The 23,624-nt window shown below is 63.5% G+C and carries 22 protein-coding genes; 13 read left to right on the forward strand and 9 right to left on the reverse strand.

Annotation, left to right across the window (positions count from 1 at the left end):
* Window positions 1-56: 56 nt before the first annotated feature.
* Window positions 57-1,460, reverse strand: a complete 1,404-nt coding sequence (locus tag FX984_RS04485; protein ID WP_098479347.1) for an MFS transporter — start codon at window positions 1,458-1,460, stop codon at window positions 57-59.
* 154 nt (window positions 1,461-1,614) lie between these two features.
* Window positions 1,615-2,136 carry a GNAT family N-acetyltransferase gene (locus FX984_RS04490; RefSeq protein WP_092356931.1) on the reverse strand — a complete coding sequence of 174 codons (522 nt, stop codon included), beginning with the start codon at window positions 2,134-2,136 and terminating at the stop codon, window positions 1,615-1,617.
* A gap of 209 nt (window positions 2,137-2,345) precedes the next feature.
* Here FX984_RS04490 and proP point away from each other — a divergent pair, with 209 nt between their 5' ends.
* Complete coding sequence (proP, locus tag FX984_RS04495; RefSeq protein WP_154905339.1) at window positions 2,346-3,848, forward strand: glycine betaine/L-proline transporter ProP; 1,503 nt, start codon at window positions 2,346-2,348, stop codon at window positions 3,846-3,848.
* A gap of 52 nt (window positions 3,849-3,900) precedes the next feature.
* On the forward strand, window positions 3,901-4,407 hold the full coding sequence (locus FX984_RS04500; RefSeq protein WP_092485038.1) for a GAF domain-containing protein: 507 nt from the start codon (window positions 3,901-3,903) through the stop codon (window positions 4,405-4,407).
* Here the strand turns inward: FX984_RS04500 and FX984_RS04505 are convergent.
* Window positions 4,382-5,305: an AraC family transcriptional regulator gene (locus tag FX984_RS04505; RefSeq protein ID WP_146476112.1), complete on the reverse strand. Its 924-nt coding sequence runs from the start codon at window positions 5,303-5,305 to the stop codon at window positions 4,382-4,384. The genes FX984_RS04500 and FX984_RS04505 overlap by 26 nt on opposite strands.
* Before the next feature lie 165 nt (window positions 5,306-5,470).
* Between FX984_RS04505 and FX984_RS04510 the strand changes: the two genes are divergently transcribed.
* Both FX984_RS04510 and FX984_RS04515 read left to right on the forward strand, forming a co-directional pair.
* Window positions 5,471-6,493 carry an alpha/beta hydrolase gene (locus FX984_RS04510; protein WP_108572929.1) on the forward strand — a complete coding sequence of 341 codons (1,023 nt, stop codon included), beginning with the start codon at window positions 5,471-5,473 and terminating at the stop codon, window positions 6,491-6,493.
* The gene (locus tag FX984_RS04515; protein WP_146476110.1) at window positions 6,490-7,695 is read left to right on the forward strand and encodes an MFS transporter; all 1,206 of its coding nucleotides are present in this window, start codon (window positions 6,490-6,492) and stop codon (window positions 7,693-7,695) included. Before FX984_RS04510 ends, FX984_RS04515 begins: the two co-directional genes overlap by 4 nt.
* Here FX984_RS04515 and FX984_RS04520 read toward each other — a convergent pair.
* The gene (locus tag FX984_RS04520) at window positions 7,647-8,390 is read right to left on the reverse strand and encodes an SDR family NAD(P)-dependent oxidoreductase (RefSeq protein ID WP_065942077.1); all 744 of its coding nucleotides are present in this window, start codon (window positions 8,388-8,390) and stop codon (window positions 7,647-7,649) included. The genes FX984_RS04515 and FX984_RS04520 overlap by 49 nt on opposite strands.
* A 138-nt stretch (window positions 8,391-8,528) precedes the next feature.
* On the opposite strand from FX984_RS04520, the gene FX984_RS04525 reads away from it, so the two are divergent.
* Both FX984_RS04525 and FX984_RS04530 read left to right on the forward strand, forming a co-directional pair.
* Window positions 8,529-8,879, forward strand: coding sequence for a winged helix-turn-helix transcriptional regulator (locus FX984_RS04525; protein WP_222435069.1), 351 nt, complete (start codon window positions 8,529-8,531; stop codon window positions 8,877-8,879).
* Between the two features lie 66 nt (window positions 8,880-8,945).
* Entirely contained in the window at window positions 8,946-11,555 is a 2,610-nt protein-coding gene (locus FX984_RS04530; protein ID WP_146476108.1) for a bifunctional diguanylate cyclase/phosphodiesterase, read from the forward strand.
* On the opposite strand, the gene FX984_RS04535 is transcribed toward FX984_RS04530, so the two are convergent.
* Entirely contained in the window at window positions 11,512-12,333 is an 822-nt protein-coding gene (locus FX984_RS04535; protein WP_027608505.1) for an AraC family transcriptional regulator, read from the reverse strand. The two genes, FX984_RS04530 and FX984_RS04535, sit on opposite strands and share 44 nt — an antisense overlap.
* 97 nt (window positions 12,334-12,430) lie before the next feature.
* Between FX984_RS04535 and FX984_RS04540 the strand changes: the two genes are divergently transcribed.
* Together FX984_RS04540 and FX984_RS04545 are read left to right on the forward strand one after the other, a co-directional pair.
* Window positions 12,431-13,642 (forward strand): MFS transporter, encoded by a 1,212-nt coding sequence (locus FX984_RS04540; RefSeq protein ID WP_146476106.1) that lies wholly within the window; start codon window positions 12,431-12,433, stop codon window positions 13,640-13,642.
* A gap of 110 nt (window positions 13,643-13,752) precedes the next feature.
* Entirely contained in the window at window positions 13,753-14,916 is a 1,164-nt protein-coding gene (locus FX984_RS04545; protein WP_027608507.1) for a GGDEF domain-containing protein, read from the forward strand.
* Here FX984_RS04545 and iolG read toward each other — a convergent pair.
* Both iolG and FX984_RS04555 read right to left on the reverse strand, forming a co-directional pair.
* Window positions 14,904-15,908, reverse strand: a complete 1,005-nt coding sequence (gene iolG / locus FX984_RS04550) for an inositol 2-dehydrogenase (RefSeq protein ID WP_027608508.1) — start codon at window positions 15,906-15,908, stop codon at window positions 14,904-14,906. The two genes, FX984_RS04545 and iolG, sit on opposite strands and share 13 nt — an antisense overlap.
* A 32-nt stretch (window positions 15,909-15,940) precedes the next feature.
* A complete protein-coding gene (locus tag FX984_RS04555) occupies window positions 15,941-16,966 on the reverse strand; it encodes a LacI family DNA-binding transcriptional regulator (protein ID WP_027608509.1) in 1,026 nt (341 codons plus the stop codon).
* A gap of 122 nt (window positions 16,967-17,088) precedes the next feature.
* Between FX984_RS04555 and FX984_RS04560 the strand changes: the two genes are divergently transcribed.
* From FX984_RS04560 to FX984_RS04570, 3 genes are read left to right on the forward strand one after another with little or no spacing between them, the layout of a single operon-like run.
* Entirely contained in the window at window positions 17,089-17,931 is an 843-nt protein-coding gene (locus FX984_RS04560; RefSeq protein ID WP_092356921.1) for an SDR family oxidoreductase, read from the forward strand.
* Window positions 17,931-19,064, forward strand: a complete 1,134-nt coding sequence (locus FX984_RS04565; RefSeq protein WP_092356918.1) for a phytanoyl-CoA dioxygenase family protein — start codon at window positions 17,931-17,933, stop codon at window positions 19,062-19,064. The genes FX984_RS04560 and FX984_RS04565 overlap by 1 nt, the downstream gene beginning before the upstream one ends.
* A 35-nt stretch (window positions 19,065-19,099) precedes the next feature.
* Window positions 19,100-20,023, forward strand: a complete 924-nt coding sequence (locus FX984_RS04570; protein ID WP_027608512.1) for a sugar ABC transporter substrate-binding protein — start codon at window positions 19,100-19,102, stop codon at window positions 20,021-20,023.
* 89 nt (window positions 20,024-20,112) lie between these two features.
* On the opposite strand, the gene FX984_RS04575 is transcribed toward FX984_RS04570, so the two are convergent.
* Together FX984_RS04575 and FX984_RS04580 are read right to left on the reverse strand one after the other, a co-directional pair.
* Window positions 20,113-20,535 carry an MAPEG family protein gene (locus FX984_RS04575; RefSeq protein WP_092356914.1) on the reverse strand — a complete coding sequence of 141 codons (423 nt, stop codon included), beginning with the start codon at window positions 20,533-20,535 and terminating at the stop codon, window positions 20,113-20,115.
* Window positions 20,528-20,833, reverse strand: a complete 306-nt coding sequence (locus FX984_RS04580) for a DUF2834 domain-containing protein (RefSeq protein ID WP_092356911.1) — start codon at window positions 20,831-20,833, stop codon at window positions 20,528-20,530. The genes FX984_RS04575 and FX984_RS04580 overlap by 8 nt, the downstream gene beginning before the upstream one ends.
* Before the next feature lie 83 nt (window positions 20,834-20,916).
* On the opposite strand from FX984_RS04580, the gene FX984_RS04585 reads away from it, so the two are divergent.
* Window positions 20,917-21,702: a helix-turn-helix domain-containing protein gene (locus FX984_RS04585; RefSeq protein ID WP_092356908.1), complete on the forward strand. Its 786-nt coding sequence runs from the start codon at window positions 20,917-20,919 to the stop codon at window positions 21,700-21,702.
* 56 nt (window positions 21,703-21,758) lie between these two features.
* Entirely contained in the window at window positions 21,759-23,465 is a 1,707-nt protein-coding gene (locus tag FX984_RS04590) for an amidase (protein ID WP_146476104.1), read from the forward strand.
* The last annotated feature ends 159 nt before the right edge of the window (window positions 23,466-23,624 follow it).

The raw sequence follows: 23,624 nt of genomic DNA on the forward strand, positions 1-23,624 counted from the left end.
GCCGGCGGTGCGACGATTCGACAAGCCCGCTCACCACAGAGGTAGCGGGTCTGGGTTTACAGGTCCGTGATTTCCTTGTGGCGCGGCACCAGGGTCTTCATCACGCTCCACGCCACCAGGTACGCCAGCGCACAGATCGCGAACATGATCATGTAGCCGGTGTGGATGTCATTGATGGACTTGTAGTAGTCGAACACCCAGCCGCCGATCTTGGTCATCACCACACCGCCGATGCCGCCGGCCATGCCGCCGATGCCGACCACCGAGGCCACGGTTTTCTGCGGGAACATGTCGGACACGGTGGTGAAGATGTTGCACGACCACGCCTGGTGCGCCGAGGCGCCGACGCCGATCAGCAATACCGGGACCCAGAAGCTGATGTAGCCCAACGGTTGTGCCAGCAACACCACCAACGGGAACAGCGCGATCACCAGCATGGCTTTCATCCGGCCGTCATAGGGGGCATCGCCACGGGCCATGAAGTAGCTGGGGAACCAGCCGCCGCCGATGCTGCCGACCATGGTCATGCTGTACAGCACGGCCAGCGGCATGACGATATCGGCGCCTTTCATGCCGTATTGCGCCGACAGGTAGGTAGGCAGCCAGAACAGGAAGAACCACCACACGCCATCGGTCATGAACTTGCCGAAGGCAAACGCCCAGGTCTGGCGGTAGGTGAGCAACTTGAACCACGAGACTTTTTTCTGTACCGCGCCTGCAACCGGCGGGATAGAGGGCTGCTGCGCCTGGTCGCTGCGGATATAGGCCAGCTCTTCGGCCGACAGGCGTTTCTGCTGCTCCGGCTTCTCATACACCGCCGCCCAAACCGCCACCCACACAAAGCCCAGCATGCCGATAACCATAAAGGCCGCTTCCCAGCCCCACATCCCGGCGATCAGGGGCACGCAGATCGGCGCCAGGATCGCGCCGACGTTGGCGCCGGAGTTGAAGATCCCGGTGGCCAGCGAGCGTTCTTTCTTGGGGAAATATTCGGCGGTGGCCTTGATCGCAATCGGGAAGTTACCCGCCTCGCCAATCGCCAGCACGGCCCGGGACAGCATGAAGCCGGCGATGGACACGGGGATCACCGCCAGGCCGAACGCGGCGCTGACCGCCGCGATGCCCTCGCCCATCGGCACCGAGAACGCATGCATGATGGCGCCGGTGGACCAGACCGCAATCGCGATCACGTAGGCGGCCTTGGTGCCGATCTTGTCGACAAACCGCCCGGCAAACAGCATGGAAATCGCATACACAAACTGGAACACCGCCGCGATATTGGCGTAATCGGTGTTGCTCCAGCCAAATTGCGTCGACAACTGCGGCGCAAGCAGGCTGAGCACCTGGCGGTCGAGGTAGTTGACGGTGGTCGCGAAAAACAACATCGCGCAGATGGTCCAGCGATAGTTGCCTACAGCTTGGCCAACGCGCTGGGCGTTGATGGGCTCGATCAAGTTCATGGCATCACTTTTTATTTTTGTTAGGTAGGACATATGTAACGTCATATGTCGTCGTACAACTGTGGCTTTTATATCGGGCTACCTACCCGCTGTCAATCTGAAAGATTACGGCTTTTGCGGGCTATCTCACGGGTGTGAAAAGTGTCAGGCGCGGCTAGGTTGTAGGACGACAAATGCGCATGACCCGGCTCGGCGCCTTGCCGGGCACATCGTCGAGCACACCGAACGGCTGCATGCCGACCTTCTCCAGCACACGGATCGACGCCGCGTGATCGGGCCGCACCAGGCCGAACACTTCCGGCAGACGGAGGGTGTCAAACGCCAACGCCAGGGCATCGCGTGCCAGCTCAGTGGCGTAGCCCTGCCCCCAGGCTTCCACGGCAAAGCGGTAGCCCAGGTTGACGCGCGGTTGCGTGAGGTAGTTAAGCGGGGCGACTCCACCAAAGCCGATGATGAAGTCCGGCGCGTCAATACGGGCAACCGCCCACCAGCCATAGCCGTTGTCGGCCCACTGCTGGAGCCAGTGATCGAGCAGGCGTTGGGCCGCGGACAGGCTGGGCATGGGCCCGGAGGGATTGAAGAGATTGGTCAGCGGGTCACCGAAGATCGCGAATAATCGCTGCACATCCCCAAGCTGTGGCGGACGATAGACAAGGCGGGAAACGGTGGCAGGCATCGGGATAAGTCCTCTTTACAACTGTGGCGAACGGGTTTGCCCCAGGGTAGGTGCTCACCCCGAAAACCCAGGCAATTGCACGCAAATTGCGCCCCAGGCAAAAAAACGCAAATAGCGGTGAATTATTTCATGTCCGCTTGTATCTGAACTGACAGAGCGGTGCCATTGCAACGATGGCACCTCCCCTGTTCTGTTTTAGAGTGGTCCGCATGAAATTACGTAAGAAAAGCGTCAAGCCCATCGGTTTGAAAGACATCACCATTGTTGACGACGCCAAGATGCGCAAGGCGATCACCGCCGCCGCACTGGGTAACGCCATGGAATGGTTCGACTTTGGTGTCTACGGGTTTGTCGCCTATGTATTGGGCAAGGTGTTCTTTCCCGACGCCTCCCCCAGCGTACAAATGATCGCGGCACTGGCGACGTTCTCCGTGCCGTTCCTGATTCGTCCCCTGGGCGGCCTGTTCTTCGGCGCGCTGGGCGATAAATACGGACGCCAGAAAGTCCTCGCCGCGACCATTGTGATCATGTCGCTGAGCACCTTCGCCATCGGCCTGATCCCCGGGTATGCCTCCATCGGCATCTGGGCGCCGATCCTGCTGCTGCTGTGCAAAATGGCCCAGGGCTTCTCGGTGGGCGGTGAATACACCGGCGCCTTGATCTTCGTCGCCGAATATGCGCCGGACCGCAAGCGCGGTTTCCTCGGCAGTTGGCTGGACTTCGGCTCCATCGCCGGTTTCGTTCTCGGTGCGGGCGTCGTGGTGCTGATCTCCAGCGTGCTGGGCGAAGCCGACTTCGAGGCCTGGGGCTGGCGCCTGCCGTTCTTCCTGGCCCTGCCCCTGGGCATGATCGGCCTGTACCTGCGCCATGCGCTGGAAGAAACCCCGGCGTTCCAACAGCATGTCGACAAGCTCGAACAGGGTGACCGCGAAGGCCTGACCCATGGCCCGAAAGTGTCATTCAAGGAGATCGCCACCAAGCACTGGCGCAGCCTGCTGACTTGCATCGGCATCGTCGCGGCCACCAACGTGACGTACTACATGCTGCTCACGTACATGCCGAGCTACCTGTCCCATAACCTGCACTACTCCGAAAACAGCGGCGTGCTGATCATCATCGCGATCATGGTCGGCATGCTGTTCGTGCAGCCGTTCATCGGTTTTGTCAGCGACAAGATCGGCCGCAAGCCCTTCATCATCGCCGGCAGCATCGGCCTGCTGTTCCTGGCCATTCCGGCCTTTATGCTGATTACCAGCGGCAAGACCGGCCTGATCTTCGCCGGCTTGCTGATCCTGGCCGTCGTGCTTAACTTCTTCATCGGCGTCATGGCGTCCACGCTGCCGGCGATGTTCCCCACGCACCTGCGCTACAGTGCCTTGGCCAGTGCGTTCAACGTCTCCGTATTGATCGCCGGCGTCACCCCTACCGCGGTGGCCTGGCTGGTGGAAAGCACCAACGACCTGTACATGCCCGCCTACTACCTGATGGTGTTTGCGGTGGTCGGCCTGATCACCGGCCTGACCATGAAGGAAACCGCCAACAAACCCCTGCGCGGCGCCGCACCGGCTGCGTCGGACATGGAAGAAGCGAAGGAGTTGCTGCAGGAGCATCACGACAATATCGAGCAGAAAATCGAAGACATCGACGCCGAGATTGCCGAACTGGAAGCCAAGCGCCAGAACCTGGTGCAGCAGCATCCGCGTATCAATTAAGACCTGACCAAGCGTGGTGGCAAGGGCCGCCACGCCAGTGGAGTGTTCAACCATGCTTCCAAGCTTCACCGCCGCACACGCGTTACTCAGCGCCGACGAACGCGCTGCCATCGCCGAAATCGAAGCCACCACCAGCATCCTGCAATTGGTCACCCGCCTGACGGGCATGCGCTTTGCCGGCATCGCCAAGTTCACTGACCTGGAATGGATTGTCTGTTCAGCGCACGACCCCTTCGACATGGGCATTCATGCCGATGACGTGCTCGACCTGGAAACCACCCTGTGCAGCGAGTTCTGCATCAACCCGCAGACCCTGTTTATCCCGCAGGTCAGCGCCAATGGCCGCTTTGCCACGCGCCCGGTGGTCAAGCAATACGCCATCGAGAGCTACGCCGGGGCGCCGATCTTCCTGCCGGATGGCCGCCTGTTCGGCGCACTGTGTGCGCTGGATTCCCGGGCGATGCTGTTTGACGACCCCAACCTGCCGGAAACCCTCAGCCTGTTTGCGCGGCTGATCGGCTGCATCTTCTACGCTAACTTGACGCCAACGGATCGCTGACCGGCGCTTTGCCGCGCAGCATGGCCATATCGCGCTTGGGCGGCACACCAAAAAGCCGGCTGTACTCGCGGCTGAACTGCGACGGGCTTTCATAGCCGACCTTGAACGCCGCACTGGACACGTCCCGGTGCTCGTTCAACATCAAGCGCCGCGCTTCGTTGAGGCGCAGCCATTTCTGATACTGCAGCGGGCTCATCGCCGTCAGTTGGCGAAAGTGATGGTGAAAGGTCGCCGCGCTCATCTGCACGCGCGCGGCCAGTTCGTCCACGCGCAACGGCACGTCGTAATTGAGCTTGAGCCAATCGATCGCCCGCGCAATCCGATAACCCTGCCCGTCCACGGAACAGATCTGGCGCAGTCGGCCGGCCTGGTCGCTCTGCAATAGCCGGAAGTGAATCTCGCGCTGGATCAAGGGTGCGAGCACCGGTATCGCTTCGGGCTCATCAAGCAATTCAACCAGGCGCGCAAAGGAGGCGAGCATGGCGCCGGTCACGACACCAATCCCCACGCCTTTCATCACCGCCCGCTCACGCGTTGGCGGCAACGCCCCCTGGGCGATCAGCTCGGCCAGGATGCGCAGGTCGAGCTTGAAGGTCAGGCCCAGGCACGGGCGGGTCGGGCTGGCGACCAGCACTTCGGAGTTGGCCGGTATATCCAGCGACGTGAGCAGAAATCGTGCCGTGTCATACGGGTACCCCTCGCCGCCGACCCACAGCCGCTTCTCACCCTGGGCAACCAGCACGATGCTCGGCTCGACCATGCACACCACGGGTGTCGCGGGCTGCTCACGCCGATAAAAGCCCAGGCCAGGGATGGGCATGGGGTAGTCGCCGGGTACGCAGACCCTTGAGCCGATCGCGTGGACCAGCACGTCCAGGGGCGTTTGATTGATCTTCATAAAGGGCCCTTCGCTCTGATCGTTGGACTTTACCCCGACCGGCCCGCTTGCGTCCCCGGCAACCCGCCAGACTCAGAGGATCAGGCAAGTAATCCAGTGGAACGCACTACAGAACCCTCAGCCACGCCGGGAAGATGTGCCGACCCCCTTCTCAAGGATCCATCCATGAAAAGCCTCTTGCTCACCCTGAGTCTGCTGGTGATTTCGTTCTCTTCTCTGGGAGCCGACATGTCCAACGGTGCAAACAACTTCTACACAAGCGACAAGGTGACCGTCGAAAAAGTCACCTTCAACAATCAATACGGCATGCCGGTGGCGGGCAACCTGTTCGTGCCCAAACAGCTCGCCCCGGCCTCGAAAAATGCCGCGCTGATCGTCGGCCACCCGATGGGTGCCGTCAAGGAACAGAGCGCCAACCTCTACGCCACCAAAATGGCCGAACAGGGCTTTGTCACCTTGTCGCTGGACCTGTCGTTCTGGGGCGAAAGCGCAGGCACACCACGCAATGCGGTGCTGCCCGACCTCTACGCCGAAGACTTCAGCGCCGCCGTGGACTTCCTCGGCACCCGGCCGCTGGTCGATCGTGAGCGCATCGGCGTGATCGGCATCTGCGGCAGCGGCAGCTTTGCCATCGCGGCGGCCAAGATCGACCCACGCCTCAAGGCCATTGCCACGGTCAGCATGTACGACATGGGCGCCGCCAACCGCAACGGTCTCAAGCACGGCATGACAGCGGAACAACGCCGGCAGGTGTTGGTGCAGGCGGCCAACCAGCGTTACGTGGAATTCCAGGGCGGCGAGACCCTCTACACCAGCGGCACGCCGCTCAAGCGGAGCGGCAACCCGATTGGCGATGAGTTTTTCGATTTCTACCGCACACCGCGCGGTGAAGTCACACCGGCCGGCGCGTCGCCGCAGACCACCACCATGCCGACGCTGACCAGCAACGTGAAGTTCATGAACTTCTATCCGTTCAACGACATCGAGACCATTTCGCCTCGCCCGCTGTTGCTGATTGCCGGTGCCGACGCCCACTCCCGCGAGTTCAGCGAAGACGCCTACAACCGTGCCGCCGAGCCCAAGGAACTGGTGATCATCCCCAACGCCGGCCATGTGGACCTCTACGACCGGGTCAACCTGATCCCCTTCGCCAAGCTCACCAGCTTCTTTAACAGTCACTTGAAGTGATCTCGATAAACCCTCACGCGCCCCGCTGGGGCGCCGTCTTCGCCCTGTCCCTGGCGGCCTTTGCCCTGGTGGCCTCGGAGTTCATGCCGGTGAGCCTGTTGACCCCGCTGGCCGCCGACCTGGGCATCAGCCAAGGCCAGGCCGGCCAGGGTATTTCGGTGTCAGGCCTGTTTGCCTTGCTCACCAGCCTGGTGATCGCCCGAGTGGCGGCGCGCATGGATCGCAAGCGCCTGCTGGTCGCGCTGACCTTGCTGATGATCGTGTCCGGCAGCGTGGTAGCGCTCGCGCCGAACTACCTGATCTTCATGCTCGGCCGCGCCCTGATCGGCGTGGCCATCGGCGGCTTCTGGTCGCTGTCGGCAGCCACCGCCATGGGCCTGGTGCCCGAGGGCCAGGTGCCGCGCGCCTTGGCTATCGTCAATGGCGGTAACGCACTGGCAACCGTGATCGCAGCACCGTTGGGCAGTTTCCTCGGTGGTTTGATCGGCTGGCGTGGCGCGTTTTTCTGCGTGGTGCCGGTGGCCGTGGTTGCGGTGCTGTGGCTGCTGCTGAGCCTGCCGTCGATCAAGCCCCGCAGCCAGGCCGGCAACGGCCACCTGTTGCGCTTGATCAAGCGCGCCCCGGTGGCCCTGGGCATGCTGGCCGTCAGCGTGTTTTTCATGGGCCAGTTCATGCTGTTCACCTACCTGCGGCCGTTTCTGGAAGGTGTTACCCAGGTGGGTGTATCGCTGCTGTCGTTGATGCTGCTGGTGCTCGGCCTGGCCGGTTTGGCCGGCACACTGCTGATCGAGCGTTTCCTGAAGAACCGCCTGTACCCCACGCTGATCGCCATTCCCGTATTGATGGCGGTGATCGCCCTGGCGTTGGTCGCATTCGGCAGTTCGCCCGTTATCACCGGCGCGCTGCTCTGTGTGTGGGGCCTGGTAGCAACCGCCGCGCCGGTGGGCTGGTGGACCTGGCTGGCAAAAACCCTGCCTGAAGATGCCGAGGCAGGGGGCGGCTTGATGGTTGCCATCATCCAACTGGCAATCGCTGCCGGGGCAACGCTGGGCGGCGTGGTGTTTGACCTGTGCGGCTACCAGGTGACGTTTGCCTTGAGCGCCGCACTACTGTGCATGGCGGCGATACTCGCCTGGGCCGCTGCGCGGGTCAGTCAACGCGCACTGTCGATGATCTGCCCGCCATCCGGTGTCAGGCTGTAGCCGGTGATGAACTGCGCATCCTGGCTGGCCAGGAACAGCGCCACCGGCGCGATGTCGTCTTCCGGCGAGCCATAACGCCCGAGCACATTGGTGGGTGCCGGCGCGTCATAACTATCACCCCAGGTATCGGCCACCGGCAGCAGGTTATTGACGGTGATGTTATCCACGCCCCATTCCCGCGCGGCCGAGCGGGTCAGCGCGCGTACCGCTTCCTTGGCCATGTTGTAGGGCGCGTAGCCTTGCAGGCCGATGATGCCGGCCAGCGAACCGAAGTTGATCACCCGCCCTGCGCCGCTGGCCTTGAGGTACGGGTAGCAGGCTTGCATGGTGCGCAGGTAGGCGATCGGGCCCATGTCCAGGTTGCGTTGCAGTTGTTCGACCGGCAACTCGAGCACCGAGGAAAACACCACGGACGGGTCGAATGCGTTATTGACCAGAATGTCGATGCCGCCATAGGTGGCGACGACATTCGCCACCGCTGCGCTGACCTGCGCCGCATCAGCCAGGTCGCACACCACGCCGAGCGCCGTGCCGCCTGCGGCCTGGATATCGGCCACCACGCGCGCGACGTTTTCCGGGGTGCGCGACACCACGGCGACCTTGGCGCCCTGGGCCGCGAACAGCTTGGCCGTGGCGCGGCCGATACCACGTCCGGCACCGGTGACAATGGCGACTTTTGCGTTGAGTCGGGACATGTGTTTTCTCCAGTCTGTGAGGGATGAATTTCAGCTAAGATCCCCGCCGAGATGAATTCGCACAAGTAGGATGAAAAAGTGGCAGTCAGTATGGAAAACCAGACTAAAAGCGTTGAAAAGCTGAATATGCATGAAGAAATGCGGCGTGCATTTTCACTGCTCAGCGGCAAGTGGAAACTGGAAATCATGTGGCTGTTGAACCAGCGGGTCTATCGGTTCGGCGAGCTGCGCAAGACCATCGGCGGCATTACCCAACATATGCTCACGGCCCAACTTCGCGAGCTGGAAGACGATGGCCTGGTGACCCGCACGGTGTTCGCCGAAGTACCGCCCCGGGTCGAATATGAAATAACCGCCAAAGCCCGCGCGCTCGCGCCGACCCTGCAGGCGCTGATGGCGTGGTGGGCTGAATACGGCGAAAGCCTGCCGGTGAAGCCGCCATCCCGAGGGCGCACCGCGCTTCAACGCCCGCCAACACCGAAGCGCTAAGTTTTTTACCCGCGCCGCCGATAACCCGTCATACCAATGACTTGCAGCGACGTCCTGCGGGAAACCATGCCGAACTCTCTCGCCCCTATCGTCCGCACCTTGTCCGACCGCAGCAGCCTGTCGCTGGCGCGCACGTCGCTGTTCAATTTCGTGGCGTTGCTGGCCCTGGTCTTTGCCGCCGCCGCCTATTCCCTGGTTTATCTCGCGCACGAACTGGATCACTCCGAACAGCAGGAAAGCGCGTTTTATACGCGTAAAGCCGTGCAATCCCTGGAGAAGTCCCTGCGGGTGACCGTCAAGGACTACGCCTTCTGGAGCGATGCCTACAAGCACCTGCACATGACCGTCGACAGCGACTGGGCCTACGCGCGCGGCAACGTCGGCGCCACGCTGTATCAGGACTTCGGTTTCCAAGGCCTGTTTGTGGCCGATAACGACAATCGCACGGTCTACTCGGTGATCAAGGGCGAGCTGCAAAGCGTCGAGCTCTCGCAGTGGCTCGACCAGCCCTTGACCGAAATTATCGAGCAGGCGCGTGCCGGGGCTGAAAACGAAACACCGGTCACGGCGTTCATCAATGTACGCGGCAGCCCGGCACTGGTGGCCGCCGCCGCGATCACACCCGGCACCGACCCCACGGTAGTGCCCGATGGCCGGCCGGCCTCGGTGTTGATCTTCGTCGATGTCCTCAACAGCGCCAAGTTGCACGCAATCGGCGATGAGTTCGGCGTGGGCAAGCTGCATGTGGCCACGCCCGATGACATCGGCCAGACCCTGGTTTTCCCCCTGGGCGACAACGGCGCCGCCGGCAGCCTGCACTGGGAACCGGCCCGGCCCGGCCTGCGCTTGATGGGCGTAGGCCTGCCGCTGCTGGGCCTGGCCGCGTTGCTGGTGTGCCTGATGACCTGGGTGATACTGCGCCGCACCACCGCCGCCGCCCTCGCCCTGGATGCCAGCCACACCTCCCTGCTGGACAGCCAGGCCGCCCTGGCCACCAGCGAGGCGCGCTTTCGTGACGTGGTGGAGGCCAGCTCGGACTGGGTCTGGGAAATCGATGTCGGCTGGCGTTTTACCTACCTGTCGGAACGCTTCGAAAGCGTCACCGGCCTGACCCGGCAAGCCTGGCTCGGGGCGGCCATGAGCGACCTGCTGGACACCGAGGCCGACCTGCTGTCGCAGTGGCTGAGCACTCCGGGCCGGCGCGTGGACATCAGTGTGCAATGCCGCTATATCGATGCCCAGGGACAGGAGCGCACAACCCGGCTGTCGGCCCGGGAAATGCCCTGTGGCGGGTTTCGCGGGACGGCCACCGACGTCACCGAAGAGGTCGAAGCACGTCGGCGCATCGAGTACCTGTCTCAACACGACGCCCTGACCGGGCTGCCCAACCGCACACGCCTGCAGGCGTTCCTGGACGGAAAACTCAAGGCCCTGCCCGGCACCGAGCAGCCGCTGGTGATGCTCAGCCTCGATCTGGACCGCTTCAAGCCGGTCAATGACCTGCTCGGCCACGCCGCCGGTGACCGGGTGCTTAATCAAGTGTCCGCCCGCCTGGCTGCTTGCGTGCGCCATGGTGACCTGGTGGCTCGCGTCGGCGGCGATGAGTTTGTGTTGATCCTCAGCGACGCCGGCAGCCAGGATGAAGTCGAAAGCCTGTGCCTGCGCTTGATCGAGTCCATCGAGCAGGCGATCAAAATCGACGAACAAGAGGTGTTTATCAGCGCCAGTATCGGCATTGCCCTGGCGCCCACCGATGCCCGCGATGCCACCGAACTGCTGCGCTACGCCGATATCGCGCTGTATGAGGCCAAGGCGGCCGGGCGCAATACCTGGCGCTTTTACTCCGGGGACATGAATACGCGGATCATCGAGCGGCGGCGCCTGGAGAGCGATCTGCGCTTTGCGATCAAGCACGCCGAACTGCGCCTGCACTTCCAGCCGCGCTATCGCATCGCCGATGGGCAGATGGTCGGGGCCGAAGCCCTGGTGCGCTGGCAGCACCCGGTACGCGGGCTGATCGCCCCGGACACCTTTATTCCGATTGCCGAAGAATCGGGGCTGATCCTGGCGCTGAGTGACTGGGTACTGGCCACCGCGTGTGCGTGCGCGGCGCAGTGGCCGGACACGCTGTTCGTCTCGGTGAACCTGTCACCCACCGAGTTCAAGCGCGGCAACCTGGTGGAGCGCGTGCGCCACGCCCTGGACGCCTCGGGTATCGACCCTGCGCGCCTTGAGGTGGAAATGACCGAAAGCGTCATGCTCGAGGACGCCGTCGGCGCACTTGAGGTGATGCGCACACTCAAGCAACTGGGCATCCGCATTGCCATGGATGACTTCGGCACCGGCTATTCGTCCCTCAGCTACCTGCGGGCGTTCCCGTTCGATGGCCTGAAAATCGACCGCAGCTTCCTCACCCGCCTGGAGGAAAGCGAGGATGACAAGGCGATTATCCAAGCCATTGTCGGCTTGGGCCGTGCCCTTGCCCTGACGGTCACGGCCGAAGGCATTGAGACCGCTGAGCACCTGGCCATGCTCAAAAGCGTGGCGTGTGAAGAAGGCCAGGGCTACTTCCTCAGCCGACCGCTGGATATCGACGCATTCAACGGTTTGCTGGACGACTACTGCGCCGACGTCAGCGGAAAAAATGACTCGGGGTCTTGCCAAACTGTTTCTTGAACATGCTGGTAAATGCGCTGGGGCTTTCGTAGCCCAGCTCCAGGGCCACGTCGATAATCTTCTGCCCCACCGCGATACGCTCCAGTGCCAGCAGCAGCCGCGCCTGCTGGCGCCATTGGCCGAAGGTCATGCCGGTGTCCTTGCGGAACAGGCGCTGGATGGTTTTCTGGTCGAGGGCCAGGCGCTCGCTCCAATCCGCCACGGTGGAGGCATCGCCCGGGTCCTCCTGCCACGCCAGGCAGATCTGCTGGATCCGCAGATCGGCAGGCTGCGGCAGCGACAGCGGCAAGGCCGGCAACAGCGCCAGCTCGTCGAGGATCAAGTGCATGATCCGCGCATCGCGGGAGTCTTCGGCATAGGGCGGTTTCAAGCTCACAGAGGCCTTGATCAGCTCGCTGAGCAGCGGCGAGATACTCACCGCCTTGGTCTCGGTCGGCAGGTTGGGGAAACTGTCGGGGCGCACGAACACGCTGCGCATTTTCAGGGCGCCCACGCAGCGCAGGGAGTGCACGTGCCCGCAGGGCATCCAGAAGCCGCGATGGGGCGGCACCGTCCATTGGTTGTGCGCCGAATGCACCACCATCACGCCTTCGGTGGCGTAGAGTAATTGATGCTTTTCGTGACTGTGGTCGGGGATCACCCAGTTTTCCGGATAATCGGTGGCCGAACTGATGACAGCCCAGTCGCCCTCATCGATTTCCTGCAAAAATTTATCCAGTGATTTGATCATTTCGCCCTTTTTACGATGGTTGCCTCCCGAATTACGCGAGACAGGCATTCCTGGCGAATCTAGCATAAGCTCTGAAACAAATTGAAATGGGCAGCCTGCTCAAGTACTCGCTGCCCCTGTTCGCTGCCTTGTATGGAATGCCTGCATGTCGACCCTGACCGCATCACCTGCCGCCACCTCGAGTCCGCCCCAAGTAAGCCCGTTAGTCCTGCGTATCCTCGGCGCCTGTGCCCTGGCGCACCTGATCAATGACCTGATCCAGGCCGTATTGCCGTCGATCTACCCGATGCTCAAGGCCAACTACGGCCTGACGTTTACCCAGGTCGGCCTGATCACCCTGACGTTCCAGCTGACCGCCTCGCTGCTGCAACCCTGGATCGGCTACCACACCGACCGGCATCCCAAGCCGTGGCTGCTGCCGGCGGGCATGGTCTGCACCCTGGTCGGCATCCTGATGCTGGCGTTTGTCGGCAGCTTCCCGGCGATCCTGCTGGCGGCAGGCCTGGTGGGCGTCGGCTCGTCGACCTTCCACCCGGAAACCTCGCGCGTCGCCCGCCTGGCCTCCGGCGGGCGCTATGGCCTGGCGCAATCGACCTTCCAGGTCGGCGGCAACACCGGCAGCGCGTTGGGGCCGTTGCTCGCGGCGGCGATCATCATTCCTTACGGCCAGGGCAACATCGCCTGGTTCGGGCTGTTTGCCGTGTTCGCGATCCTGGTGCTGTATGGCTTGAGCCGCTGGTACCGCAACCACCTCAACCTGTTCAAGCTCAAGCAAGGCGGCAAGGCCACCCACGGCTTGTCCAAGGGCGGCGTGACGTTTGCCCTGGTGGTGCTGGCGGTGCTGGTGTTCTCCAAGTACTTCTACATGACCAGCCTGACCAGCTACTTCACGTTCTACCTGATTGAAAAATTCCACCTGTCGGTATCGAGTTCCCAGATGTACCTGTTCCTGTTCCTCGGTGCGGTGGCCGTGGGCACCTTCGCGGGCGGGCCGATCGGCGACCGGATCGGGCGCAAGAAAGTCATCTGGTTCTCGATCCTCGGTGCCGCGCCGTTCACCCTGGCCCTGCCCTACGTCGACCTGTTCTGGACCGCCGTGCTCAGCGTGGTGATCGGCTTTATCCTCGCCTCGGCGTTCTCGGCCATCGTGGTGTTTGCCCAGGAACTGGTGCCGGGCAATGTCGGCATGATCGCCGGGATCTTTTTCGGCCTGATGTTCGGCTTCAGCGGGATCGGCGCGGCCTTGCTCGGCCTGCTCGCCGACAGCCACGGCATCGAGTACGTCTACACACTGTGCTCGTTCCTGCCACTGGTGGGCATCCTGACGATACTGCTGCCGTCGACCAAAGGCGTCTAGACCGCCGATCATCGGATGGCTGTATGCCATTATCGTTTGGGCTCTGAAAAACCTGCGTGTGCGCTTACAATCCCCGGCTTCAACGCACACCCAGGCAGACCCGGCACGAAATGACGCTCGACCCTCCTACGATTTTGGCACTCACCGTTGCCCTGGCCGCTGCTGCTGCCCTGTACCTGGCCATAGAATGGCGCAGCGTACGCGAACCTTCGCTGCTGTTCTGGAGCGCCGGTTTCGCCACCATCACCGTCGGCTCCACCCTGGCCCTGCTGCGCATCAATGGCTACCTGCTCATCGGCATCTGGTTTGCCAACGGCTTGCTGGTGGCCGCGCACTGCCTGTTCTTGCTCGGGGTCGCGCGCTTTACCCAGGTACGCCTGTCGCCGCGATGGTGGCTGCTGCTGGCCGTGTGGCTGGGCATGCTGATGCTCCCGACCGACCTGCCGTGGTCCAAAGCCATGTTGGGCGTGCAGTCGCTGCTGGTCGCACTGCCGACCCTGCGCGCCAGTTTCCTGCTGCGGCCCCACGGCCGATCATTGAGCATCGGCGCGGTGCAACTGCGTTATGTGCTGCTGGTCCACGGCATGTTCTACGTGGCCAAGGCGCTGTCGGTGGTGATCCCCGGCACCTTGATCGACCTTGCGGCGTTCAAGGGCGAGATCATCCAGGTGTCCCTGGTGGAAGGCGCCATGGCGATCATGCTGATTGCGCTGTCAATGACCGGCTCGGAGCGCTACCGCCGCGAACAGCAGATCGCCCGCCTCGCCGCCCGCGACCCACTCACCGCCCTCTACAACCGCCGCGCCCTCGACCTGCGCGCGCCGCGCCTGCTGGCCCAGGTGTCGGCGCAACAACCAGGCGCCCTGCTGCTGATCGATATCGACAACTTCAAGTCGGTCAACGACCTCCACGGCCATACCGCCGGCGACCGCGTGCTGATCGCCTTGAGCGAGATGATTCGCGCCGTCGTGCCCCGAGGCGCGCTGGCCGCACGTTTGGGCGGTGATGAGTTTGTGATCCTGCTCAACCCGGCCTCGACCGAGCAGATCGTCGAACTGGGCAGCAGCCTGCGCGAGCAGTTCCAGCAACTGGCCGCACAAACCTTCGCCACGCCCGCGCCGGTGACCCTGAGCATCGGCGCCACCCTGTTCGACCAGCCGCCGGCCAGCCTGGCGGCGCTGATCGAACAGGGCGATACCACGCTGTATGAATCCAAGCGTGGCGGACGGGACAGCATTCGGTTGGTGGATCGGACCGGGGCCTACAGGTCGTAACTGACCGCCACACACCTCCCCGTCCTCACCGACTCCAACGCACAATCTGCCAGATGCAGCGCATACAACCCGTCGCGCACACTGGTGGGCAGCGGCTGGCCGCTGTTCAGCGCATCGATAAACCGGGTCAGCTCATTGCGATAGGCATCGGCGTAACGCTCCAGGAAGAAATGCTGCAACGGTTCCAGCGCTTCGGTGTGGTCGGCGCTCCAGTGGCGCAGGGTGCTGGGGCGATGGTTGTCGGTGAGCAGCACGCCAAGGGCGCCGGAGACTTCCACGCGCTGGTCGTAGCCGTACACCGCCTGGCGGCAGCAGTTAATATGGCATTGCTTGCCGGAGGCGGTACGCAGCAGGACCATCACGCTGTCGTAGTCGTCGATCTGTTCCAGGCTCGGGTCCACCAGGCGGCTGGCAATGGCGCTGACTTCCACCGGTTCCTCGCCGAGCAGGTGGCGGGCGGTGTCGAAGTCGTGGATGGTCATGTCGCGCAGGATGCCGCCGGAGTGTTCCAGGTAGTCCCGCGGCGCCAGGCCTGGGTCGCGGCTGGTGATGATCACCTGGCGCACCGCGCCGATCTGGCCGGCATCCAGGGCCTGGCGCAGGCGCAGCATGTCGGGGTCGAAACGGCGATTGAAGCCGAGCATCACCTTGCCGCCCTGGCGCTCCACGGCCTGGGCGGCGCTGCGGGCCTTGGCGATATCGAGGTCGATGGGCTTCTCGCAGAGTACCGCCTTGCCCTCGGCGACGGCGGCCAACAGCAGGTCGATATGGGTGTCGGTGGGGGTGCCGATGACCACGGCGTCGATGTCTTTGCGCGTGAGGGCGGCGGCACAATCGTAGGCCGCCTCGCAGCCCAGTTGGCGGCTGAGGGCATCGACGCCTTCGCGCCAGGGGTCGGCCACCAGCACCAGCGTGGCATTCGGGTGGGCGGCGACGTTGGCGGCGTGGATCCTGGCGATGCGCCCGGCACCTAGAACAGCGATACGTAGCATGGTTGAACTCCTGATGTTGTTGGAGGGAGTACTCAGTCCGGCAGGTTGAACGGGGTGACGATCTGCACCTGTGACGGCGCAATCGGCCCGGCCTTCCACAACCGGTGGTAGTGCAGGATGTGCAGGAACACGTGGCGGGCATCGATCTGCAGGTTGTGGTCGATGATCGCGGCGATTTTTTCGTCCAGCAGCAGTTGGCGGTTTTCTTCGTCGAGGTCGTGGCCGATAAACACTTCCAGCGGGCGACCCAGGGCGGCGAAGGCGTCGACAATCGCACGGTTGCCGCCGCCGACGCTGTACACCGCCTTGAGGCCGGGATGCTGTTGCAGCGCCTGGGTGACCCGCTCGAAGGTGCGCGGGTACACGCCATAGCCGCCGCTGACGTCCAGCACCCGCAGGTGAGGGGCTCGCCCGCGCAGCCAGGCGCGAAAGCCCATCTCGCGCTCCTCCTCGCCCCGGAACAACTCGCTGCCGATCACCACCGCCACGTCCTGGGGTAACGCCGGCAGCCAGCGCGACATCAGGTAGGCGGCGGTCTGGCCGGCGGTGCGGTTGTCCATGCCGACGTAGCCGATGCGTTCGCTTTGCGGCAGGTCCGTCACCAAGGTCACCACCGGGATGCCCGCCGCGATCAGGTGCTTGACGGCCTGGTTCACCGCCGGTTCGTCGGCGGCCTTGAGCACCACGCCCTGGCTGCCGGTGTCGAGGCAGCGCAGCAACTGATCGTGCATGGCCTGGGGTTCGATTTCTTCGAACAGGTGAAAACGCGGGGCGATGCGAAACGGCGCGAGGCTGGCCAGTTGCGCGGTGATCGCCGCCTGCACTGCGGCGCTGAAACGCTGAGGGGTGTGCATGATCACGTCGACATGGAAGGTGCGCCCTACCGCCAGGCCGTTTTTCTCCTGGGATTCCAGTTCATCCAGCGCCTGCTCGATACGTCGGCGAGTCTGGGCGTGCACGCTGCCGCGCTGGTGCAGCACGCGGTCGACCGTGGCCTTGCTCACGCCCGCCTGGGTCGCGAGCTGCTTGATGGAGAAGTGTTTGGCGCGTTCGAGCATGGGTTTCGCCTGAGGTGTTTATGAGGTCTTTTTTAGGCATTACTGAGGTTTTGCAATGCTAGTCTCAGTTTTGTCCGGCGTCGAGCCGGGCAATCAAAACAACAACAATCCAGGAGAACCCCATGCCTCGAGCCGACCTCGCCAGTACCTTCAACGGCCAATATTTTGTCGTCACCGGCAGCACCCAGGGCCTGGGCGCCGCCGTGGCCCACACCCTGGCGCGACGCGGCGCCGCCGGGCTGATCATTTGCGGGCGGCGCCGCGCCCAGGGCGAAGAACAGGTGCGGCAGTTGGCGCAGCTGGATTGCCAGGCGTTTTTTGTCGAGGCCGACCTCGAACAGGTCGAGGATTGCCGCGCGATCATCGACGCCGCGCGCACCCACTTCGGCACCTTGCATGGCCTGGTGAACTGCGCCGGGATGTCGGACCGCGGCACCATTGTCGACACCTCGCCGGAGCTGTTCGATCGGCTGATGGCGGTGAATGTGCGCGCGCCGTTTTTCCTGATGCAGGACGCGTTGAAATTGATGATCAGCCAGGGTGTGGAAGGCGCCGTGGTGAATATCCAGAGCATCACCGGGCATGGCGGGCAATCGTTCCTTTGCGCGTATGCGGCGTCCAAAGGTGCGCTGGCGATCCTGACCAGGAACGTGGCGTTCAGTGCGCTGCGCAACCGGATCCGCGTCAACGGCCTGAACATCGGCTGGATGGACACGCCCCATGAGGATCAGATCCAGCGCCAGTACCACGGCGCCCAGGACGGTTGGCTGGCTGAGGCTGAACGCGCGCAGCCGTTCGGTCGCCTGCTCAAGCCCGAAGAGGTGGCGCAAAGCGTGGCGTTCCTGCTGTCGCGCGAGTCGGGGATGATGACCGGCGCGGTGATCGACCTGGAGCAAGGCGTGGTCGGCTGCACCGACAGCGGCAGCCCGCAGCCCTTCAAGGCCCTGAGCCTGGGAGGTGAGTAATGTCGGCATTCGTGACACTGCAGGATGTGCGCATTGAGGATTTCAAGCGGATTTGCGCGCAACAGGCGCGTGCCGAGGAATATCCCCTGGCTGCGGAAGTGCTCGGCAACGTGCCGGTCTATCAGGCCCGCACCTTGCGCAACAGCGACCGCCACACGGTGATGAATGAGCTGCACCGCTTGTTTCGCGATGGACCGGGCGTGATGGTGGTGCGCCGCGCCTATGAGGACCTGGAAGTGGTGGATCGCCACAGCCAGGTGTTCGAGGCGATCTTCGCCCAGGAGGCCGCCCAAGGCGTGGCCGCCGACCATTTTGCCAAGGCCGGCAGTAACGGGCGTATCTGGAATTCATTGCAGAAGGCGGCGCTGCAGTCGCCGCAATCCTTTGTGGAGTATTACGCCAACCCGCTGCTGGGGCTGATCGCCGAGGCGTGGCTGGGCCCGAGCTATCAGGTGACGGCGCAAGTGAACGTGGTGCACCCCGGCGGCCAGGCGCAACAGCCACACCGCGACTATCACCTGGGCTTCCAGACCACCGAGGTGGTGGAACGCTTTCCCCTGCCCTTGCATGTGCTGTCCCAGTACCTGACGTTGCAGGGCGCCGTGGCCCACTCGGCGATGCCGCTGGAAAGCGGCCCCACCCAGCTGCTGCCGTTTTCCCAACAATACGCCCTGGGTTACCTGGCCTGGCGGTGCCCCGAATTTATCGAGCACTTCCAGCAACACGCCGTGCAACTGGCGCTGGACAAGGGCGACCTGCTGTTTTTCAACCCGGCGTTGTTCCACGCCGCCGGCACCAACCGCACGACCGGCCACCAGCGCATGGCCAACCTGCTGCAAATCTCCTCGGCCTTCGGCAAGCCCATGGAAGCCCTCGACCGCGACCGCATGATGCTGGCGGTGTACCCGGCCTTGCTGGCCAACACGGCCCTGGATGCCCAGGCAATTGCAGCGGTGGTGGCCTGCACCGCCGACGGCTATGCCTTCCCCACCAACCTCGACACCGACCCACCTTTGCAGGGCCTGGCCCCGCAAACCGGGCAACAACTCATGCTGCAAGCCCTCGACGAACGCTGGGCGTATGAGGACTTCGCTGCGGCCGTGACGCAACTGCGGGCCAAGCGCCAGGCGTGATGCTTTAACAACAACAAAAACAACGGAGCACAACCATGAAGAAGCAACTCCTTGCGGCACTCTTGACCCTCGCCATCACCCCCTGGGCGCTGGCCGATATACGGATCGGCGTGAGCATCGCCCAGGTCGACGACGTGTTTCTTGCGCAAATGCGTGACTACATGGTCGCCCACGCCAAGGAACTGCCCGGCGTGACCCTGCAATTCGAAGACGCCCAGGGCGACGTGGTGCGCCAGCTTAACCAGGTGCAGAACTTCACCGCCCAGGGCATGGACGCGATCATCGTCAACGCCGTAGACACCGCCGCCACCCAGAAAATGACGGTCAATGCCCAACAGGCCAGGATCCCGCTGGTGTACGTCAACCGCCGCCCCGAGTTCAAGGAAGTACCGCCGGGGGTTGGCTATGTCGGCTCGGATGAGATCAAGGCCGGTGAAATCCAGATGCGCTACCTGGCCGAGAAAATGGGAGGCAAGGGCAACCTGGCGATCATGCTCGGGCTGCTGTCCAACAACGCCACCCACAACCGCACGCAGGGGGTCAAGAACGTGCTCAAGGACTATCCGGGTATCAAGATCGTCGAGGAGCAGAGTGCCGAATGGCAGCGCAGCAAGGCGATTGACCTGATGAACAACTGGATCGTGTCCGGGCGCAAAATCGACGCCGTGGCGGCGAATGCCGACGAAATGGCGATTGGCGCGGCCATGGCGATCAGCCAGGCCGGCATGCAGCCCGGCAAGGATATTCTGGTGGCCGGCAGCGATGGCGGTGCGGCCGGGCTGGATGCGGTGAAGAAAGGCCAGTTGCTGGTGACAGCGTATCAGGACAACAAAGGGCAGGCCGTGGGCTCCATTGACCTGGCGGTGAAGATGGTCAAGAAACAGCCGTATGACGCCGAGCTGACCATTCCTTACCAGCAGATCACCAAGGACAACTACCAGGCATTCCTCAACCCATAAACGGTTGTCCTAATGCCAGTCAGTGAATCACCTTCGCTTAACTGAACGACGTTAGGGCTTGCCACAAAAACCGGGGGTGTCGCTGCGGCTCATCGCAATGCGTAAAGCACCATTGCACCCAGCCCGAACAGGCACGCCACCCCCAGCCCATACGCCAGCGTGCGCCACGGCTGCCATCCCGCCAGATACATCAGCGTATGGGCCATCCGCGCCAGGGTGAAACCAATGAACAACCAGGCAGTGGTCGCACCGGCAGTGCCCAGCGCCACACACAACCCACCGAGCACGAAGAACAGCGGGATATTCTCCAGGTCATTGGCCCAGGCCCTGGCCGCCCGACTCACCTGGGATAACTCCACGGGATGCGCAGCACGCTTGAAGACCGCCGCATCTTCGCGGTTGGTGAACGCCAGCCCGCGAAGCCGGAAAAATCCCTGATAGCAGGAAATGCCGAACATCTTCAGGCACAGCACCAGCACGCACAGGGCGTAGATGTGCAACAGCTCATTCATCCCGCGCGCCCTTCACGACGATGTAGAGCAACGGCCCCACCGACACGAACACCGCCGTCAGCAAGAAGTACGGCAGCACCGACGCCAGCGACCGCCCCCGCGACCGTGCATCCCGGTACATCCACACACAGGCCAGCACGGCCATCAGGTAAAGGTCGATGACGACCTGCGCGGTGTCCGGGCGCGATATCAACTCTCGTCCGAAGGCCAGCAGCGATTGCTCGGCCGTGAGCAGCGTGAACAGGGTGTACAGCGAAAAGCCCAGCAGAGCGGCGAGGGCCAGGTAAGGTTTGTGCATGGTCGGCTCCTTGACGTGATCGAGGCTCACCCTAGTGATAAGGTTGCCCTCCTCGCAATGACCTCGGAGGTCATAGTCACGCCATGGATAACCCCGCTACTGCCGGCGAACACTTGCGCCAACTGCGTCGACACGCCAAATTGAGCCAGCTCGACCTGGCCTTGATCACCGGCATTTCCCAGCGCCATCTCAGTTGCCTCGAAACCGGCCGTGCCAAGCCGAGCCCAGGCACCCTGCACAACCTGCTCAGCGCCCTGGAAACACCCCTGGAGCAGTGCAACCGCGTGTTCCTCGCCGCCGGTTTTGCCCCGCGTTACGCCGCTACCCCGCTCGCGTCACCGGCCATGGCCGCAATTCGCGAGGCGGTCAGCCATGTCCTGCACGCCAACAACCCGGCCCCGGCGATCCTGCTGGGCAGCCACTGGGAAGTGCTGGCGGCGAATGCGAGTACCGGCGTGCTGTTGGCACTGGCGGGAGTCACACCGCCGCTGGAAGGCCTGAACCTGCTGACCACCCTGCTGCAACCCGGCGGCCTGGGCGACCACCTGGTCAACGCCGAAGAAATCCGCACCCTGGCCTGGCAACGGGCAAGCCGCGAGGCGCTGGACAACCCTGCGCTGGCCGCTCTCCTGGCGAGCCTGCCCGCCCCCGCCCACACCACGCCGCCGCCTGAAATGCCGCCACTGGTGTTGACCCGCGTGCATACCAGCCGGGGCGAGCTGAGCTTTCTGTCCACCTTCACCACCTTCGGCATGCCCCAGGACATCACCCTCGCCTCCCTGCGTATCGAGCATCTGATTCCCGCAGACGACGCCACCTGGCAGGTGATGCGTGCCGCCCATGGGGAAAATGCCGCACTGGTTTTGTGAAATATCTGTACGTAGACTGCCGCCATACCTCAACTTAAGGCGGCGAAGAAAACGTCATGCAAGTTACCGAAGTCTCCATTGCCCAATTGCGCGCGGCGCTCGAATCCGGCCAGACCACGGCCGTTGAACTGGTGCAGGCTTACCTCGCGCGGATCGATGCCTACGACGGTCCGCAGACCGCTACCGCACTCAACGCCGTCGTCGTGCGCAACCCCGACGCCCTGAAGGAAGCCGAGGCCTCCGATGCCCGCCGGGCCAAGGGTGAAACCCTGGGGCCACTGGATGGCATTCCCTACACCGCCAAGGACAGCTACCTGGTCAAGGGGCTGACGGCCGCCTCCGGCAGCCCGGCCTTCGCCAAGCTGGTCGCCCAGCGCGATGCCTTCACCATCGAGCGCCTGCGCGCCGGTGGCGCCATCTGCCTGGGCAAGACCAACATGCCGCCGATGGCCAATGGCGGCATGCAGCGCGGCGTGTATGGCCGCGCGGAAAGCCCGTACAACGCCGACTACCTCACCGCGCCGTTTGCCTCCGGCTCATCCAACGGTGCCGGCACCGCCACCGCCGCCAGCTTTGCCGCCTTCGGCCTGGCGGAAGAAACCTGGTCCAGCGGGCGTGGCCCGGCGTCCAACAATGGCCTGTGCGCCTACACCCCGTCCCGCGGGGTGATTTCGGTGCGCGGCAACTGGCCGTTGGCCCCGACCATGGACGTGGTGGTGCCCTACGCCCGCACCATGGCCGACCTGCTGGAAGTGCTCGACGTGGTAGTGGCTGAAGACCCGCACACCCGTGGCGACCTGTGGCGCCTGCAGCCGTGGGTGCCGATCCCCAGCGTCGCCTCGGTACGCCCGGCGTCTTACCCCGAATTGGCGGCTACAGCCGAATCCCTGGCCGGCAAACGCTTCGGCGTGCCGCGCATGTACATCAACGCCGACCCCGAGGCCGGCACCAGCGAGAAGCCCGGCATCGGCGGCCCCACCGGGCAGAAGATCAACACCCGCGCCAGCGTGATCGACTTATGGAAGGACGCACGCCAGGCCCTTGAAGCGGCCGGTGCAGAAGTCATCGAGGTGGATTTCCCGCTGGTGTCCAACTGCGAAGGCGACCGCCCCGGCGCGCCGACCGTGTTTACCCGTGGCCTGGTGTCCAGGGAATTCCTGCACGATGAACTGTGGGAACTGTCGGCCTGGGCCTTCGATGATTTCCTGCGCGCCAACAACGACCCGGCCCTGAACCGCCTGGCCGATGTGGACGGGCCGAAGATCTTCCCCCACGACCCCGGCACCTTGCCCAACCGTGAAGACGACCTGGCCGCCGGCATGGACGAATACGTGCGCATGGCCGAGCGCGGCATCACCCCGTGGAACGAGATCAGCACCGTGCCCGATGGCCTGCGCGGCCTGGAGCAAACCCGGCGGATCGACCTGGAAGACTGGATGGATAAGCTCGGCCTCCACGCTGTGCTGTTCCCGACCGTGGCCGATGTGGGCCCGGCGGATGCCGACGTGAACGAAGCCAGTGCCGATATCGCCTGGAGCAATGGTGTATGGGTGGCCAACGGCAACCTCGCCATCCGCCACCTGGGCGTGCCTACCGTTACCGTGCCCATGGGCGTGATGGCGGACATCGGCATGCCGGTCGGGCTGACCTTTGCCGGGCGCGCCTACGATGATTCGGCATTGCTGCGCTTTGCGGCGGCGTATGAAGCCACCGGCAGCAAACGCCTGATCCCGCCGCGCACGCCGCCGCTGGCGACAAACTAACTGATTCACTGTGGGAGGGGGCTTGCTCCCGATGAGGGAGTGTCAGTTGATGCATCTGTGGCTGACCCACTGCAATCGGGAGCAAGCCCCCTCTTACATTTGGAACTGCATATATCAGGTAGATCTCGGTCTGCTTTTACTCTGGCTTTTTCGGCCTTG

The sequence above is a fragment of the Pseudomonas marginalis genome (assembly GCF_008692035.1).
Taxonomy (GTDB): Bacteria; Pseudomonadota; Gammaproteobacteria; order Pseudomonadales; family Pseudomonadaceae; genus Aquipseudomonas; species Aquipseudomonas marginalis.

Coding starts and splice junctions, on each gene's coding strand:
- FX984_RS04570 (WP_027608512.1), top strand. CDS start 19,100: ATGAAGAAGCAACTCCTTGCGGCACTCTTGACCCTCGCCATCACCCCC.
- FX984_RS04540 (WP_146476106.1), top strand. CDS start 12,431: ATGTCGACCCTGACCGCATCACCTGCCGCCACCTCGAGTCCGCCCCAA.
- FX984_RS04525 (WP_222435069.1), top strand. CDS start 8,529: ATGCGGCGTGCATTTTCACTGCTCAGCGGCAAGTGGAAACTGGAAATC.
- FX984_RS04555 (WP_027608509.1), bottom strand. CDS start 16,966: ATGCTCGAACGCGCCAAACACTTCTCCATCAAGCAGCTCGCGACCCAG.
- FX984_RS04520 (WP_065942077.1), bottom strand. CDS start 8,390: ATGTCCCGACTCAACGCAAAAGTCGCCATTGTCACCGGTGCCGGACGT.
- FX984_RS04560 (WP_092356921.1), top strand. CDS start 17,089: ATGCCTCGAGCCGACCTCGCCAGTACCTTCAACGGCCAATATTTTGTC.
- FX984_RS04575 (WP_092356914.1), bottom strand. CDS start 20,535: ATGAATGAGCTGTTGCACATCTACGCCCTGTGCGTGCTGGTGCTGTGC.
- FX984_RS04490 (WP_092356931.1), bottom strand. CDS start 2,136: ATGCCTGCCACCGTTTCCCGCCTTGTCTATCGTCCGCCACAGCTTGGG.
- FX984_RS04500 (WP_092485038.1), top strand. CDS start 3,901: ATGCTTCCAAGCTTCACCGCCGCACACGCGTTACTCAGCGCCGACGAA.
- FX984_RS04535 (WP_027608505.1), bottom strand. CDS start 12,333: ATGCCTGTCTCGCGTAATTCGGGAGGCAACCATCGTAAAAAGGGCGAA.
- FX984_RS04510 (WP_108572929.1), top strand. CDS start 5,471: ATGAAAAGCCTCTTGCTCACCCTGAGTCTGCTGGTGATTTCGTTCTCT.
- iolG (WP_027608508.1), bottom strand. CDS start 15,908: ATGCTACGTATCGCTGTTCTAGGTGCCGGGCGCATCGCCAGGATCCAC.
- FX984_RS04505 (WP_146476112.1), bottom strand. CDS start 5,305: ATGAAGATCAATCAAACGCCCCTGGACGTGCTGGTCCACGCGATCGGC.
- FX984_RS04485 (WP_098479347.1), bottom strand. CDS start 1,460: ATGAACTTGATCGAGCCCATCAACGCCCAGCGCGTTGGCCAAGCTGTA.
- FX984_RS04545 (WP_027608507.1), top strand. CDS start 13,753: ATGACGCTCGACCCTCCTACGATTTTGGCACTCACCGTTGCCCTGGCC.
- proP (WP_154905339.1), top strand. CDS start 2,346: ATGAAATTACGTAAGAAAAGCGTCAAGCCCATCGGTTTGAAAGACATC.
- FX984_RS04580 (WP_092356911.1), bottom strand. CDS start 20,833: ATGCACAAACCTTACCTGGCCCTCGCCGCTCTGCTGGGCTTTTCGCTG.
- FX984_RS04530 (WP_146476108.1), top strand. CDS start 8,946: ATGCCGAACTCTCTCGCCCCTATCGTCCGCACCTTGTCCGACCGCAGC.
- FX984_RS04565 (WP_092356918.1), top strand. CDS start 17,931: ATGTCGGCATTCGTGACACTGCAGGATGTGCGCATTGAGGATTTCAAG.
- FX984_RS04585 (WP_092356908.1), top strand. CDS start 20,917: ATGGATAACCCCGCTACTGCCGGCGAACACTTGCGCCAACTGCGTCGA.
- FX984_RS04590 (WP_146476104.1), top strand. CDS start 21,759: ATGCAAGTTACCGAAGTCTCCATTGCCCAATTGCGCGCGGCGCTCGAA.